Origin of the sequence: Streptomyces sp. NPDC014623, assembly GCF_043088245.1 — a bacterium.
GTDB lineage: Bacteria > Actinomycetota > Actinomycetes > Streptomycetales > Streptomycetaceae > Streptomyces.
In genome coordinates this window covers 719,673-734,104 of the sequence record NZ_JBIBZU010000001.1, presented here as the reverse complement: position 1 = coordinate 734,104, position 14,432 = coordinate 719,673, and the positions used below count along the sequence as shown (strand labels likewise).

Sequence of the window (14,432 nt, the reverse complement as noted above, 5' to 3'; positions counted from 1 at the left end):
GTGTGTTTTCCCGGGCTCCGTCGTGTTCAGACATGCGGCGACTGCTGATCGGCCTGCCCCCGGCGCGGACTCGACCCCGTCTCCACGACACGGCCCCCGTAGGACTTGAGGATCTCCTCCCAGTCCTTCCTGACGTTGCGCAGCTGGAGCGAAGGCAACGTCAGCGAATGCCCGAGACCACTGCGCGCACCGCGGCCCTCCCGGTCGAAGAACTCCAGCCGCATGCTCAGCGCACCCGCCAGAGCCGTGGCCATCTGGAGCGAGCCCGCGAGCAGGGACACCTCCTCGCCGGCCGTCACCTGGAGCGCGATCCCGGCGGACTCAAGGACCAGCGCCACCTTCATCTCGCGTTCGAAACCCCGCTGCGTACCGCTGACCTTGCGTGCCGCCCGAAGCATTCCCCGGTGCAGCCCGGCGACTTCACCCGTGCCCGCCCGGAACTCCTCCGGAGTGGGTATCCGCCCGTCCCGGAAACTGCCCCGCACGAACGAGTCCAGGGCGTTCACATAACCGTTCCACTCCTCGGTGGTACGCAGACGCGTGATGTCGGACAGCGACAGCGACCCGTACGAGCGGGGTCCGTCCACCGCCCGGTGCAGCGCGTCGGCGAACACGTCGCGCAGCAGCAGGCCGATCTGTTCCGGGTCGTCGGGACGGCTGCGGACGTCGTCACGCAACTCCTGGAGCGTGGACCTCGGTGGTGATCCCGGAGGCGTCAGGGCGGTGACACCGCTCGCCTTGGGCACGCCCAGGTTGTACAGGAGGTCGATGAGCTGTTTCGTCGCGACGACGTGCTCGCCCTCCCTCAGCAGCCCCTCGTGCACCTCTGTGCCCGGCCGCGTCAGGAACTCCTTGTACACGGCCTCCCTGGTGATGGTCGCGTAGAGGTCCTGCCGCGTGGCCCATCGGGCGATGTCCGTGAGGATGCCCTCCTTCAGGGCCCGCGCCTGGGCGAGGGAGATGTTCAGATGCTTCCTCAGCGGAGCCTCACGAAGCCGCATCAGAGTGGTCAGCCTGCTGGAGAAGAACTGGTTGATGCTCTCGGTGGCCTCACGGTTCGCCTCGTCGTCCCAGTCGAAGCGGACCAGGGCCGGCTCGGCCTCGTCGGAGAGCAGCCGCTGCCACGCCCGGTGCACCTGCGCGTCGCTCGTCCAGGCGAACTCCGCGGCCGGATCACGCTCGGAGTAGAGGAACGGGACCAGCGCCCTCCCGTTCAGCAGGTGGATGAAGGCCTGGCGTTCGGACGGATCGGCAGACGGAAGGTAGTTGGCCGAAACCGCTTGGTTGTTGATGAAGTACGCCCGGTTGACCACCAGGGTCCCGCTGTTGACCAGCGCGCGGCGCAGCTCGGCGGCGGAGGCGTCCACATCGTCCGGAGACCTCCCCGACGGAGCGTTCGCGTGCTGCCGTGCGGCGGCGAGATCACCGGGAAGCCACTGGTTGTCCAACGCCTGTGCCATGACCGGATAGCGGGAGAGGTCCTTGAATATGAGCTGTCGTCCGGCCACTGTGTCCCATTCCCCTGCGCTCAATGTCCCCGGAAGCTGTGGTGGTTGACGTACGACAGCTGTACGGGAGTTCCCGGCCGCCGCAGGTTGGCCGGATCTTGACGGGTCTCGGACACTCTGGACGCGTCAAGGCAGTGTCCTAATCACACATCACTCGGTTAGATGAGTGTGGACACCAGAACGCCTCGGTTCGACGACGACCAACCCGCCCTGAGCATGACGAAGGTGGACAGCGACCCCGCGCAGGTCATCGTCAACCACGCCAGCTTCCGGGTGCAGCTCGCCCCGGGCCGGCGCACCCGCCTGCGCCCCGTGGACTCCGTCCGGCCGGCCAGGATCCCCGCCATGAGCGACGCGGGCGCCCGCAGGCGGGCCCCCGTCGTATGGAGCGGCAGGTCCGAGCCCGGCGATCCCGGGGCCACCGGGCTCCTGCAGGCCGTACGGAACTCCACCGCCGGCCACCTCGACGTCCGCCCCGGCGGCGACTTCGGAGCGGGTCACGACGACACGGGCGGTGGCACGCAGGTCATCCCCCGCCTCGACGACACCCAGCCCAACCCCCTGTTCCGGGCACCTCGTCGCCCCGGGGACGGCCGCACCGGACCGCTGCTGCCTCCCATGCGGCAGGCCGTCGGCGCCTACGACGCGGTCGGGACACCGGCCCACGACGCGTACGACGTCACCTACGACGACGCTCCCGCCTCCGAGGACCACGACGGCACCTCCGCCGGGGGAGGGCGCCACGCCAACGACTCCGTCCGGCACGCCTACTACCCCGGCCGCCGGATGAACCTCGGCGTCGTACTGCTCCCGCTGCGCGTCATCCTCGGCTTCATCTCCATCTACACCGGCATGGGCAAGCTCTGCGACCCCGCCTACTTCGACGGCGGCGACCGCGGCTCCATGGCCAAGTGGCTGACCTCACTGCACCCCTGGACCGCCGCCGAGCCCCTGCGCGACTTCGCGCTCTCCCACCCCGTCGCCGCCGGGCTCTCCGTCGCCTTCCTCCAGATCGCCGTCGGCGTCCTCACCGTCCTCGGACTCTGGCAGCGGGTCGCAGCGGCCTTCGGGGTCCTGCTCTCCGCCGCCCTCCTGGTGACGGTCAGCTGGCGCAACGCCACCTACAGCACCCCCGACGTCATCCTGCTCGCCGCCTGGAGCCCACTCGTCATCGCCGGCGCCCCCGTCTACTCCCTCGACGGGCGTCTCGCGGGGGAGGCCTGGCGCACGCTCGGCCCGCGCACCGGGATCTGGGACCTCCGCCGCCGGGTGCTGCGCCGCGGCACCGTGGTCGCCACCGTGGTCGTCGGCCTGACCCTGCTGGTCGGTTCCATGCTCGGTGGAGCCGTCCGCTCCACCGAGGTCGTCACCGTGCCGGGCCCCGACAGTCACCCGACCAACCAGCTGCCCGGCTCCCCGCTCCCCGACGAGTCCGCGGACAAGAAGCGAGAGCCGTCCTCCACCCCGGACGGCCGTACCCCCGGGACGGCCCCCTCCAGCGCCCCGGACACCCCGTCGGCCGAGGAGTCCGCCCCGGGTCCCGGCTCCGGGCGCGAATCCGGTCCCACGGCCGGGGCGAGCACCGGCGGTGAGCCCAGCCAGACCCAGGGCACCGGTCAGGCGCCCGTGGAGGAGCCGGCCCCGCAGGAGCCTCCGACGGGGGACGCGGGCCCCAGCTCGTCCGGTTCCGCAGCCTCCGGCGGCACGAGCGGCGGTTCGGGCGACGGCGGCGGGTCCTCCGGCGGATCCGACGGCGGGTCCTCCGGCGGCGCCGGCCAGAATCCCATCGGCGGCCTGCTCGGCTGACACCGCACACCACGAGGGCGGTCACCGGACATCCGGTGACCGCCCTCGCCCACGTCCACGGGCGGGTCAGCCGCCCGTGTGGACACCCAGTTCCTTCGCGGCCTCCGTGAGGTCCTTCGCGGTGTCGATCGCCCGCCAGTACGCCCCGTGCGGCAGCGGGAAGCCGGCCAGCCGGCGCTCACGGGCCAGCCGGGGGAAGGTCGTCCGCTCGTGGTCCCCGCGGTCCGGCAGCATCGCGGTGAAAGCGGGCGCGAAGACGTACACACCCGCGTTGATCAGATACGGCGACGGCGGTGACTCGATGAAGTCGGTGATGTGCCCGAAGGCGTCCGTCTCGACGGCGCCCCACGGGATCCGGGGGCGGGCGAGAGCGAGCGTCGCGGTGGCGTCCCGCTCGGCGTGGAAGGCGGCCATCTCCCGCAGTGAGAAGCGGGTCCAGATGTCACCGTTCGTCGCGTACCACGGCTCCGACGGATCGGGCAGCCGAGCCGCGGCATGCTTGAGACCGCCGCCCCGGCCCAAGGGCTCGGTCTCGACGACGGTCGTGACCCGCAACGGAAGATCGGCCGAGTCCAGCCACTCCTGCAGCACACCGGCAAGATGGCCGCACGAGATCACGGCGTCGGTGACGCCCTCGGCGGCCAGCCAGGACAGCTGATGGCCGATGATCGGGGTCCCGGTCCCCGGGATCTCGACCATCGGCTTGGGACGGTCATCGGTGTACGGGCGCAGCCGCGAGCCCTGACCACCCGCCAGGATCACGGCCTGCGTCGGATACGTATGCATGCCAGGCACGATATGCCGTGCCCGGACACACCCGGCTCAGCTGAACTGCGCGACGCCCGAGGCGAACGAGGTGTCGCAGACCGGACGGGAGAAACGGTGGGCACGCGTCGGGCCGTACTGGTCGACGGCGGCCTTGCCCAGCGCCTTGGCGATCGACATGCAGTGCTTCGCCAGGGAGGGGCGCCCCTCGACGGCGCGCTGAAGGCTCGTCAACGCGGCACCCGGGTCCTTCTCACGGAGCTCCAGCAGGAGCTTGTCCCGCAGGACGTCCTGAGGGGCCCGGGCCTTCGCCTGCTTGGACACGGTCTCCGAGGCGGCGGTCAGCAACTGGGTCTCGGTGTCCTGCCCCGACCACTGCACGCGGGTGACCGCGAGGGTCCCGGACAGGACCATGACGACGGGCAGTACAAGAGCTAGGGTTCGGCCGATTCGGCGCGCGGTGTGGGTCACGCAGCCGAGGGTAGCGGCCAGTGATGACTTGGCGACATTTCGTCACCCCTGCGGGGGGTGGTTCGAGTGGTCCTTTCGAATCGCGCGTTGACGTCTCGAGGTGAACGCCCCGATGCGTCAAGCCATTCGGCACCGGTGGGCTCCCAAACCCGATGCCGCCTCGCGGCGTGCGAACGGCCCCGCGTCCTCGGAGGACGCGGGGCCGTGACGGCAGGTTCGGACGGATCAGGCGGTCAGGCGCTCACCGGTCGACGTGGCGAAGACGTGCAGCTCGTCCGGGCGCGGCACGACGTGCAGCTCGGTGCCCTTCTCCGGGACGGCACGGCCGCCGACACGGACGACCAGGTCCTTGTGCTCGCCACCGACCTGCGCGGCACCGTAGACGAAACCGTCGGCGCCGAGCTCCTCGACGACGTTGACGGAGACGGCCAGACCGGCCGGGGCGTCGGAGGAGGCCTTGGAGAGGCCGGTCGCGGCGGCGCCGCCGTGCTCGACGATGTCGAAGTGCTCGGGGCGGATGCCGACCGTGACGGTGGTGTCGCCGCGGTTCGCGGCGGCGGTGAGCGCCTCACGGGAGACCGGGACGACGCTGTTGCCGAACTTCACACCGCCGTCGGTGATCGGGACCTCGACGAGGTTCATCGCCGGGGAGCCGATGAAGCCGGCCACGAAGAGGTTCGCCGGGCGGTCGTACATGTTGCGCGGCGAGTCGACCTGCTGGAGGAGACCGTCCTTGAGGACCGCGACGCGGTCACCCATGGTGAGGGCCTCGACCTGGTCGTGGGTGACGTACACGGTGGTGATGCCGAGCCGGCGCTGCAGCGAGGCGATCTGCGTACGCGTCGACACACGGAGCTTGGCGTCGAGGTTCGACAGCGGCTCGTCCATGAGGAAGACCTGCGGCTCACGCACGATCGCGCGGCCCATCGCCACACGCTGGCGCTGACCACCGGAGAGCGCCTTCGGCTTGCGGTCCAGGTAGTCGGTGAGGTCCAGCATCTTGGCGGCCTCTTCGACCTTCGCCCGGATCTCGGTCTTGTTCACACCGGCGATCTTGAGGGCGAAGCCCATGTTGTCCGCGACGGACATGTGCGGGTAGAGCGCGTAGTTCTGGAACACCATGGCGATGTCCCGGTCCTTCGGCGGCAGGTGCGTGACGTCGCGGTCACCGATGCGGATCGCACCGCCGTTGACGTCCTCGAGACCCGCGAGCATGCGCAGGGAGGTCGACTTGCCGCAACCGGAAGGACCGACGAGGACGAGGAACTCACCGTCCGCGATGTCGATCTCGAGCTGGTCCACAGCCGGCTTCGTGGAGCCGGGGTAGACGCGGGACGCCTTGTCGAACGTGACACTGGCCATGACGATGCTTCTCCTCAACCGGCAGGAACGTGCCGGACGATCCGAGTAGGGAGTGGTGTGGTCCACTGGAGTGAACCTGAGGTGACGCTACCTGGCGTTTTCGAATCTGTCAGTAGTCCGAGGTCTCGAATACCGCGCTGGTTCAGGTGCCGGCGTTGGTTACACTGCTCCCGTACGCCTCCTTAGCTCAGTCCGGCCAGAGCAACGCACTTGTAATGCGTAGGTCGTCGGTTCGAATCCGACAGGGGGCTCGGTGGAACCCCAGGTCACGTAGCCCGTGACCTGGGGTTTTCTGTCGCTCAGGGCGTGACGGGGCACACGGTCGGGGTGCCGTGACTGTGCCTGCGTGAGCGATGCGTGAGCGGAGCCGCTCGGGACCTACTTCTTGGGCTTCTGCCGCTTGGTCTTCTTGGCGGACCTGGTCTGGGCTTTCGCCCTGTCCTTGGATGTCCCGCCCTTGCTCTCGCCGGCCTTCTTGGCCTTCTCCTTCTTCGCGGCCTTCTCGGCCTCGGCCTTGCGCTGGAGGGGGACGAGCTTGGCTGTGGCCTCGGCGGCGCTCCGGCCGACGTGGGGCAGGACGCTCTGGTAGACGTCCCGTGTGATCCGGGTGTCGCTGTGTCCGAGGGTGTCCGACACGATCTTGATGTCGATACCGGCGGCGAGCATGAGGGTCGCCGCGCCGTGGCGGAGGTCGTGCAGTCGGATCGGCGGGAGGCCGGAAGCGGCGACGAGGCGCTCGAATAGGTCGGTCACCTTGCCCGGATGGAGCCAGGAGCCGTCTTCCTGGGTGAAGACGTGGCCGGTCTCGACCCAGGCCGTACCCCATTTCTCGCGATCTTGGCCCTGCCGTTCGCGGTAGCGCTTCAGGACATCGACGGTGTCGTCGTCGAGTGCGACCACGCGGTAGCCGCTGTCGGTCTTGGGATCGGACACCTCGATTCCCCAGCCGTCCTGGACGAGCTGGGAGGAGACGGTGAGGGAGTGGGTGTCGAGGTTCGTCTCCGACCATGGCTGCCCGCACGCCTCGCCCCGGCGCAGGCCGCGGAAGGCGATGAGGTGCCACATCGCGTACAGCCGGTCCTCAGCGACGAAGTCGAGGAAGGCGCCGGTCTGCTGGGGTGTCCAGACCATGACGGGCGACGGCTTCTCGCCCGTCTGCTCCCACTTGGTGACCCGTTCGTCCGTCCACACGAGCGCCTTCGGCTTGCGTACGGGGTCGATCTCGACGTGGGCGGCGGGATTGAAAGTGATGATCTGCTGCCCGATCGCGTCGTTCAGCGATGCCCGGAGGGTTGCCTTGACGTGCTGGCGCGTGGCGGGCCCAGTGATGCGGCGGAAGGGCGGCATCTCGTCGATGGCGGCCTTCATCGTCTTGCGCCGGGCACGGTTCTCCACGCCCTTCCACGGCACGGTCGCCATCTCGTCGATCGCGGCTCGTCGCTGGGCGTTGTCCTCCAGGACCTGGGCGTTGGCGTCGCGGATGTCCGTGAACATCTCGCTGAGGTGGCTGACGCGCAGCCGGTCCAGACGCCGGTTGCCGATGTGCGGCTTCAGGTGCACGCGGATGTCGGTCTCGTAGCGGTTCAGGCCGGACTTGCGTATGCGCTTGCCGGCTAGCCAACGGTCGAGCCACTCGGCGACGGTCAGGCTGCCGATGAGGTCCTGGCCGGCGTTGAGCCGCCGCCTCGTCTCCTCGACCTCGGACAGAGGCGACCGTTCGCGACTGACTTCGGCCAGCATCTCGGCGATGAGGTCGATGCCCTCCGGGTCGTCCGACTCGGCCAGCCCCAGGAGAGCGCGTACATGGTCGAGGTCGGCCTGGGCCGCCTTGAGACTGCTGTACCCGCCCCGGGCAAAGGAGCGCCGGCTGCCGTCCCCGCGGCATGGCAGCTCCTGGCGTACGGAGTAGGTGCAGTGGTTCCTGCTGTTGCGCTTGGGGCAAGAGGTGCCGAGTTCCTTGCCGGTCTTGGGGTCGCGGCAGGAGCAGCGGCGATAGGTGGAGCCCTTCAAAGATCGTTCTCCTCGGTGGTATCGGGATCGGTCCCGGGTGAGTCGATTACGTCGGCCACGTCCGGCCAAAGAAACGGGGGTGTGACGCCCTCTTCCTCGATGAAGGCGCGAACTCTGCGCAGGCGGCTTGCGGCGCCGTCGGCCGCCTCGGCGGCACGGGCTTGGGAGCGGAGGGCCTCGGCCTTCCGGTCGGCATTCGGCGCGGTCTGTGCGTGGTAGCGGGCGTACTCCTCGTCGCGTCGCGCGCTCCGCAGTCGCTCCTGGGCGGCTTGGTGGGCCCGGAAGTAGCGGAGCATGTCGTCGTCCGCGCCGAGTTCGGTCTCCTCCCCGGTGAACCAGCGCAGCGCGTCCAGGGGGGAGGCGGAGTCCTGGAGCGGAAGTCGCTGCACGTCGTCGACGTAGCCGACGGGGTAGATGAGGCAGATGGGCGGCGTGTTCAGCGCCTGGGCCAGAACCATGACGTCGACCAGGGGCAGGTTGGAGCGGCGCCTGGACTCCATGTTGGCGATGACGTTGCGGGGGATGGGGTGACCCATCTCCTCGCACTTGTCGGCCAAGTCTTGTGCGCTCCAACCCAGTTCCCTCCGTCGTCTGCGGACCTCTGCAGCGACAGTGGCCATGACTTGGTCCACCCACTCCAGGACGTCGTCCTCGTCGTCGGCCTTCTTGGATCTATGGTCGCTACGGCGCTGTGTCATTAAGACACATTAACTCGCCTAGCGTTGATTCCAAGACCTGGAGACGGGCGCGGCAGCCGCGTTCGCCGTGGGCTCAGTCATGGATGGAGCGCGTATGCGTGAGAACGAAGAGGCCGGCCGAGTGAAGGGGATGAGTCGCGGGGAGCTTCTGGAGCTTCCTGCGGCCGTTGACCTGGAGACGGGCAACCGGGCGCTGGGGCTTGGTCGGAGCAAGGGGTACGAGCTCGCCAAGCGTGGCCAGTACCCCTGCAAGGTGCTCAAGCTCGGGAACGCCTACCGGGTGGTGACCGCGGACCTGTTGGCCCTGTTGGGCCTGGCGGCTTGAGCGCCGTAGATGCTTCTGCGCTGAGCTGACACAGAAATGCTGGACTGCTGCGAGGTGCGGACGTACTGTCCGTGTTCCCCGAAGGGCGGCGGCCTGTGTTTCCCGAGGGAACAGGCCGTGCGTTCCCTGAAGGAACGCGGGATGCCTGGCCACGGGACGGCCAACCACCCGCCAGAAGGAAATGGGCCCCCGGCGGTGCAACGCCAGAGGCCCTAGGACTCCCCAGCAATCCCATGAGAACCGACCCGGCGGCAGGGGCGTGCAAGCCCGGCGCCGCCAGACGAGGAGCCGCCCAGTGCAACCCGAGAACCCCGAGCCCTATTCCGCCCCCGCCCGAGCAGTCTGGCCCGCCACGGCCGTCCCCGGCCGGCCCGGCGCCCACCTGCGCCCCACGCAGGACGACAGCGCCACGGTGGACCCGGGCGAAGGCGCGGCAGACGGCAGCGCCAGCGAGGAGGACCCGGCGAGCGGACTGGAGGCCGTCCCGGACGCGGAACCGACACCGGGCACCAAGTTGCTCGACGAACTGCGCTCCCAGATAGCCCAGTTCGTGATCCCACCTTCTTCCGAGGCGCTGGACGCGATCACCCTCTGGGTGGTGGCGACGCATCTCCAGCCCGCGTGGCAGCACGCACCACGGCTGGCGGTGGTGGGGCCGGCCAAGCGCTGCGGCAAGTCGCGGCTCCTGGACGTGCTGACCGAGACGGTCCACGAGCCGATGCTCACCATCAACACCACACCGGCGGCCATCTTCCGCTCCATCGACGGCGAGGAGCCGCCGACGCTGCTGGTGGACGAGGCCGACACCATCTTCGGACCCAAGGTCGCGGAGAAGAACGAGGAGACACGCGGCCTCCTCAACGCCGGCCATCAGCGCGGCCGGTACGTCACCCGGGTCGTCGGCAACGACCACATCCCGCATAAGTTCGCCACCTTCGCCATGGCGGCCATCGCGGGCATTGGAGACCTGCCGGACACGGTGATGGACCGGTCGGTCGTCATCCGCATGCGCCGCAGGGCCGAGGGCGAGAAGGTCAAACCCTTCCGCTCGCGGCGCGACATCCCGGCCCTGCACGAGCTGCGCGACCGCATCCACACCTGGGCCCGCCCGCTGCTGGAGGATGCCGCGAGTCAGGAGCCGGGTATGCCGGTCGAGGACCGTGCTGCCGACACGTGGGAGCCCCTGGTGACTGTCGCCGATCTGGCGGGCGGTCGCTGGCCCCGGCTCGCGCGGGTCGCGTGCGCGCGGATGGTCGCCGCCGAAGTGGCAGCCGAGGAGGACCACCCCAGCGGGGCGCGCATCCTCGCCGACATCCGGCGGGTCTTCTTCGCCCAGCGGGAGGCGGACAGCCTCTCCACCGAGGATCTCCTGCACTACCTGAACGCGGATGCCGAAGCCCCGTGGGGCGAGCGGGGGCGCTATGGCCTGACCTCCCGGGAGCTCAGCGGGCTGCTGCGCGACTACGACATCCGGCCCGGCAACGTGCGCATGGCCGACCGGTCGCAGCGCAAGGGCTACACCCGCAACAAGTTCCTCGACGCTTGGCGGCGGTACTGCCCGACCGTCCACCCAATCGCCTCTCGCGGTGACGGCTGAGCCGTGCCCTCCTTGGTTGCCGTACTTGCCGTCCCTGCCGTGATCTCGCAGGTCAGAGCACACACCGGCAAGACGGCAGCCGAGGGCAAGACGGCAACGCAGACGTCCCCGTGCTGGCAGCCCGCCACGGGGCACCGCCCAGATCCGTCTTGCCCCGTCCCAAGCGTCCTTGCCGTATCACCCCTGGCCACAGCCCTGCCTGCCGGGACGGCTGCCGCAACGCAGCCGTCCCGGCAGGAGGCAAGCCGACCCAAGGCAGAGACCGAACCGCAGCCGCCGCCTCCTTGTTCCGAGTCGGGACAAGACGCTGGCGCCGCCCTGCCGGGACGGCACGTCCGGAGCGCTGCCGTCCCGCGCTGACCTGCACGTGCAACGGCCGAGACGGCAAAGACGCCCCACACCACTACCCCCAGGAGCTTCCCGCTTGACTGCCCCGCACCTCACCACGCAAGCACCAGGAGCACGAGACGACGCCCGCAGCGAAAGGCAGCCGAAGGAGCGTGTTGACGCCGAGCAGCTCGTGCTCGGCGTGGCCGGCATCGTCATCGTCGCCCTGACAGCCGGAGCGTTCTGGCTCTCCTACGCGCACCTCGCCGACGTCGCCGGCCAGCACGGGCTCGGCACATCCCCCATCCGCCGCTGGGCCTGGCCCGCCACCCTGGACGCGTTCATCATCGCGGGCGAACTGCTCATGCTGCGCGCAGCGCTGCGCCGCGTCACCGACCCCTGGGCGATCGCCGTGACCGCCGTCGGATCGGCCGGCTCCATCGCGTTGAACGTCGCCGGGGTCAGCGGCACCGGAAACGCGGGCACCGTACCGTTCCTCGACTACGTGGTCGCAGCCGTTCCTCCGGCCGCCGCGATGGTCGCCTTCGGCGTCCTGATGCGACAGATCCACCAGCTCGTCGCACCGCAGGACGACGTCCCGGACACCGGCTCCGTACAGGTCCTGGAACGGTCGGCCGGCGACATCAGCCACAGCCACTGGCCGGCTTGCGCACCTGATGGTGCGCAAGCCCCGAGTGACGAGCGGACGGAACCTGCGCCCCAGGTGCCGGAGAGCAAACCGAGCGGTGGCCGGCCGCCGAAGGCGACCATCGCGGAGCTGACGGATATCGGCCGGGCCACCGGTCATCAGCACGGCAAACTCACGCGCGGCCTGCTCCGAGCGGCCGTGAAGGACCGGAACCTGACGATCGGCAGTGAGCGGCAGACCGAGGTGATGGAGAGGCTTCGGCCGGAACTCGAAGCTGCCGGTATCGAGGTATCCAGGCGCTGACGCCGAGCCGGCTCGGGTGACCGGAACCCTTCCGGCCGCCCGGGCATCGGCCGACCGGCCCGCAGATTTCCACACCTGTGGACACCGCGATGGCCGCGCCGCGCAGACATCTTGGCCCCGCTCGCCCCGCCGCACTTGGAGCATGTCCCTTGACTCACGACCAGCACCTGCCCGATGACACCCATGCTGAGCTGTCAGCGTCACCGCAGTCCCCTACGCTGACAGAACGTCTGCGGCAGGCGTTCGGACGGACGGCTCCTGGCGGAGCCAGTAGTACCCCGAGTCCGACTCCTGGCCGGTCTTCGGGGGTCTCCGCCCCGGGGGTGGCGGAGACGGCCCAGCGCCGGGGGGCGCCGGACCAGGTGCCCGTGGCCGAGGAGGGCCTCGACCTGGACAACCTTCATGCCACCCAGCAAGCGATCCTCCGCCCGACGCCTACTGACGTTCCCGCCGTCGGCCAGCTCTCTGTGCAGGGTGTCCAGCCAACGATCCGCCGGTTCACCGGCGACGCGCGCCTCAAGCGCGTCGGGCCCTTGCGCTTCACCGACGACGAGCGCACCAGCCTGCGCGAGGCCGCAGCCGAGCATGGCTACAAGGGCGCATCCGGCTTCGCCGCCGACGTCGTCCTCGCCTTCGTCGACGGCCGCTTCACCGCGAACCTCCCCCTGTCCGAGGACCGCCGCCGCACCCACATGTTCCGTGCCCACGTCCTGCGCGCCCTCAACCGCATCGGCGTCAACGTCAATCAGATCGCCCGCGCGCTCAACAGCGACCTCAACCCACCTGGCATTCGTCAGCGCCTCGACGAACTCGACCGCTTGCTCACTCTGATCGCCGAGGCCCTGCGTCAGCCCGCCGACACGAGGGAGGGCTGATCCGCGTGATCGCCGCCATCAAACCGGCCGGCTCCAACACCCGCGGTCTGCTCGCATACCTCTACGGCCCCGGCCAGCACGACGAACACCTCGACCCGCACCTTATCGCCGCCTTCGCCATGCTCGGCATGCCCGACCCCGGCCGCGACGAACACGCCACCCTGACCGAACTCGGCCACCACCTTGACGAGCCCGTACGCCTGCGCAACAGCGAGTTCGGCAAGCCTGTCACCGATCACGTCTGGCACTGCCCCGTCCGCGCCGCACCCGAGGACCGCTACCTCTCAGACACCGAATGGGGCGAGATCGCCCAGCGCATCGTGCAGGCGGCCGGCATTGCCCCCGAAGGCGACGACCTGGCCTGCCGCTGGATCGCCGTACGCCACGCCGACGACCACATCCACATCCTCGCCACCACCGTCCGGGAGGACGGCCGCCGCCCCAAGCTCCACGGCAGCGGCGTACGCGTCGGCGACGAGTGCCGTCAGATTGAAGAGGACTACGGGCTCCGCCGCCTGAAGAAGGGCGACCGCACCGCCGAGCATCGCCCCACCCAGGCCGAAATGCACAAGGCCGATCGCCTCGGCTGGGAGCAGACCAGCCGCCAGTGGCTCCAGGACCGCATCCGATCCGCCATCCCCCATGCCACCAGCGCCGAGGAACTCCTCGCCTACCTCGAAGCCGACGACATCCTGGTCAAGCCCCGCCGAGGCCCCTCCGGAGACCTCCTCGGCTACGCCGTCGGCAGGCCCGGCGACCTCAACAAGGACGGCGAGCAGATCTACCACCCCGGCGGGAAGATCGCCCCCGACCTCACCCTGCCCAAGCTCAAGGCCCGCCTGGAAACCATCACACCTGAGGAACACCCCACAGCCCGCCGCAACCGGCCTACCACTGCCTGGCATCAGGCCACCGAAGCCCTCGACACCCTCGGCCCAGAGGCCACCACCACGGGTGCCGACGAGGACGCACGGACACAGGCGAACATCAGCGCTCTGGGCGAACTGATCGAAGTCACCGCCCAGGCAGCGCCCGCCGACCACCGTGCCCAACTGCGCTCAGCCAGTGTGGCATTCGCCCGTGCCCAGCGGTCACAGGTGCGTGCCGAGGACCGTGCCGCCCACGCCCTGCGGACCGCGGCCCGCGACATCGCACACACCGCCACCGGGCCCGACGGCAGCGCCCTCGCAGTCCTGACCGCCGCACTCCTCTGGGCCGCCATCCTCGCCGCACGCTGGCACGAGGCCAAGGGCCACGCCCACCAGGCCGACGCTGCCCGCCAAGCCGTCCAGCACCTCCAGTCGGCAGCCGACGCCGCGCTCGCTCCGACGCTCACCGAACTCGAAGCCCGGCGCCCTAGTGAAGGGACCCGCCGCACTCTTGCCAACGACGTACGCGCAGCCGTTCCCGAACACGCCGAGCGGATCCTCGCCGACCCGGGCTGGCCCGGGCTCGCCACTGTTCTCGCCGACGCCGAAGCCAGCGGCCACAAGCCCCACCAGCTCCTCACGGAAGCCGCAGCCCGCCGAGAGCTCGGCACAGCCCGCCAACCGGCCCGCGTCCTGATCACCCGCATCCAGCACACCAGCCGCAACCCCGCACCGAACCGCCGCGCCGAAGCAGCCCGCCTACGAAGCACCACCGCGTCAGTCTTCAGCACACCGTCTCCCGGCACCCAGCCGCCCACGGCAACAACAGCCCCCACGAGCCAGCAGAGCCGCCCCCGCCGCTAACCC

Annotated in this window: 12 protein-coding genes and 1 tRNA gene; 7 read left to right on the top strand and 6 right to left on the bottom strand. The window is 69.9% G+C overall.

All coding sequences use genetic code 11. The features are described 5' to 3' along the window. Nucleotides 1–26 precede the first annotated feature (26 nt). Nucleotides 27–1,508, bottom strand: coding sequence for a hypothetical protein (locus tag ACF1FZ_RS03500; RefSeq protein WP_391771672.1), 1,482 nt, complete (start codon nucleotides 1,506–1,508; stop codon nucleotides 27–29). Between the two features lie 162 nt (nucleotides 1,509–1,670). Here ACF1FZ_RS03500 and ACF1FZ_RS03495 point away from each other — a divergent pair, with 162 nt between their 5' ends. Beyond that, nucleotides 1,671–3,314 (top strand): DoxX family membrane protein, encoded by a 1,644-nt coding sequence (locus ACF1FZ_RS03495; protein WP_391771671.1) that lies wholly within the window; start codon nucleotides 1,671–1,673, stop codon nucleotides 3,312–3,314. Nucleotides 3,315–3,380: 66 nt separating this feature from the next. On the opposite strand, the gene ACF1FZ_RS03490 is transcribed toward ACF1FZ_RS03495, so the two are convergent. The 3 genes from ACF1FZ_RS03490 to ACF1FZ_RS03480 all read right to left on the bottom strand — a co-directional run bounded on the left by ACF1FZ_RS03490 (nucleotide 3,381) and on the right by ACF1FZ_RS03480 (nucleotide 5,912). Continuing rightward, nucleotides 3,381–4,100, bottom strand: coding sequence for an NDP-sugar synthase (locus ACF1FZ_RS03490; protein WP_391771670.1), 720 nt, complete (start codon nucleotides 4,098–4,100; stop codon nucleotides 3,381–3,383). A 36-nt stretch (nucleotides 4,101–4,136) separates the two neighbouring features. After that, complete coding sequence (locus tag ACF1FZ_RS03485; protein WP_391771669.1) at nucleotides 4,137–4,550, bottom strand: hypothetical protein; 414 nt, start codon at nucleotides 4,548–4,550, stop codon at nucleotides 4,137–4,139. 225 nt (nucleotides 4,551–4,775) lie between these two features. Then, nucleotides 4,776–5,912, bottom strand: a complete 1,137-nt coding sequence (locus ACF1FZ_RS03480; RefSeq protein WP_014154882.1) for an ABC transporter ATP-binding protein — start codon at nucleotides 5,910–5,912, stop codon at nucleotides 4,776–4,778. Between the two features lie 176 nt (nucleotides 5,913–6,088). Between ACF1FZ_RS03480 and ACF1FZ_RS03475 the strand changes: the two genes are divergently transcribed. Further along, nucleotides 6,089–6,163 (top strand) — tRNA-Thr (locus ACF1FZ_RS03475). A gap of 127 nt (nucleotides 6,164–6,290) precedes the next feature. Here the strand turns inward: ACF1FZ_RS03475 and ACF1FZ_RS03470 are convergent. Next, nucleotides 6,291–7,922, bottom strand: a complete 1,632-nt coding sequence (locus ACF1FZ_RS03470) for a tyrosine-type recombinase/integrase (protein ID WP_391771668.1) — start codon at nucleotides 7,920–7,922, stop codon at nucleotides 6,291–6,293. Continuing rightward, nucleotides 7,919–8,620 (bottom strand): transcriptional regulator, encoded by a 702-nt coding sequence (locus ACF1FZ_RS03465; RefSeq protein WP_391771667.1) that lies wholly within the window; start codon nucleotides 8,618–8,620, stop codon nucleotides 7,919–7,921. The genes ACF1FZ_RS03470 and ACF1FZ_RS03465 overlap by 4 nt, the downstream gene beginning before the upstream one ends. A gap of 94 nt (nucleotides 8,621–8,714) precedes the next feature. On the opposite strand from ACF1FZ_RS03465, the gene ACF1FZ_RS03460 reads away from it, so the two are divergent. From ACF1FZ_RS03460 to ACF1FZ_RS03440, 5 genes are all read left to right on the top strand, one after another. Next, the gene (locus ACF1FZ_RS03460) at nucleotides 8,715–8,945 is read left to right on the top strand and encodes a hypothetical protein (protein ID WP_391771666.1); all 231 of its coding nucleotides are present in this window, start codon (nucleotides 8,715–8,717) and stop codon (nucleotides 8,943–8,945) included. Nucleotides 8,946–9,240: 295 nt separating this feature from the next. After that, nucleotides 9,241–10,542 (top strand): DUF3631 domain-containing protein, encoded by a 1,302-nt coding sequence (locus ACF1FZ_RS03455; RefSeq protein WP_391771665.1) that lies wholly within the window; start codon nucleotides 9,241–9,243, stop codon nucleotides 10,540–10,542. 424 nt (nucleotides 10,543–10,966) lie between these two features. Beyond that, complete coding sequence (locus ACF1FZ_RS03450; RefSeq protein ID WP_391771664.1) at nucleotides 10,967–11,821, top strand: DUF2637 domain-containing protein; 855 nt, start codon at nucleotides 10,967–10,969, stop codon at nucleotides 11,819–11,821. Between the two features lie 323 nt (nucleotides 11,822–12,144). Beyond that, nucleotides 12,145–12,696 carry a MobC family plasmid mobilization relaxosome protein gene (locus tag ACF1FZ_RS03445; protein ID WP_391771663.1) on the top strand — a complete coding sequence of 184 codons (552 nt, stop codon included), beginning with the start codon at nucleotides 12,145–12,147 and terminating at the stop codon, nucleotides 12,694–12,696. A gap of 5 nt (nucleotides 12,697–12,701) precedes the next feature. Beyond that, entirely contained in the window at nucleotides 12,702–14,429 is a 1,728-nt protein-coding gene (locus ACF1FZ_RS03440) for a relaxase/mobilization nuclease domain-containing protein (protein ID WP_391771662.1), read from the top strand. Nucleotides 14,430–14,432 lie beyond the last annotated feature (3 nt).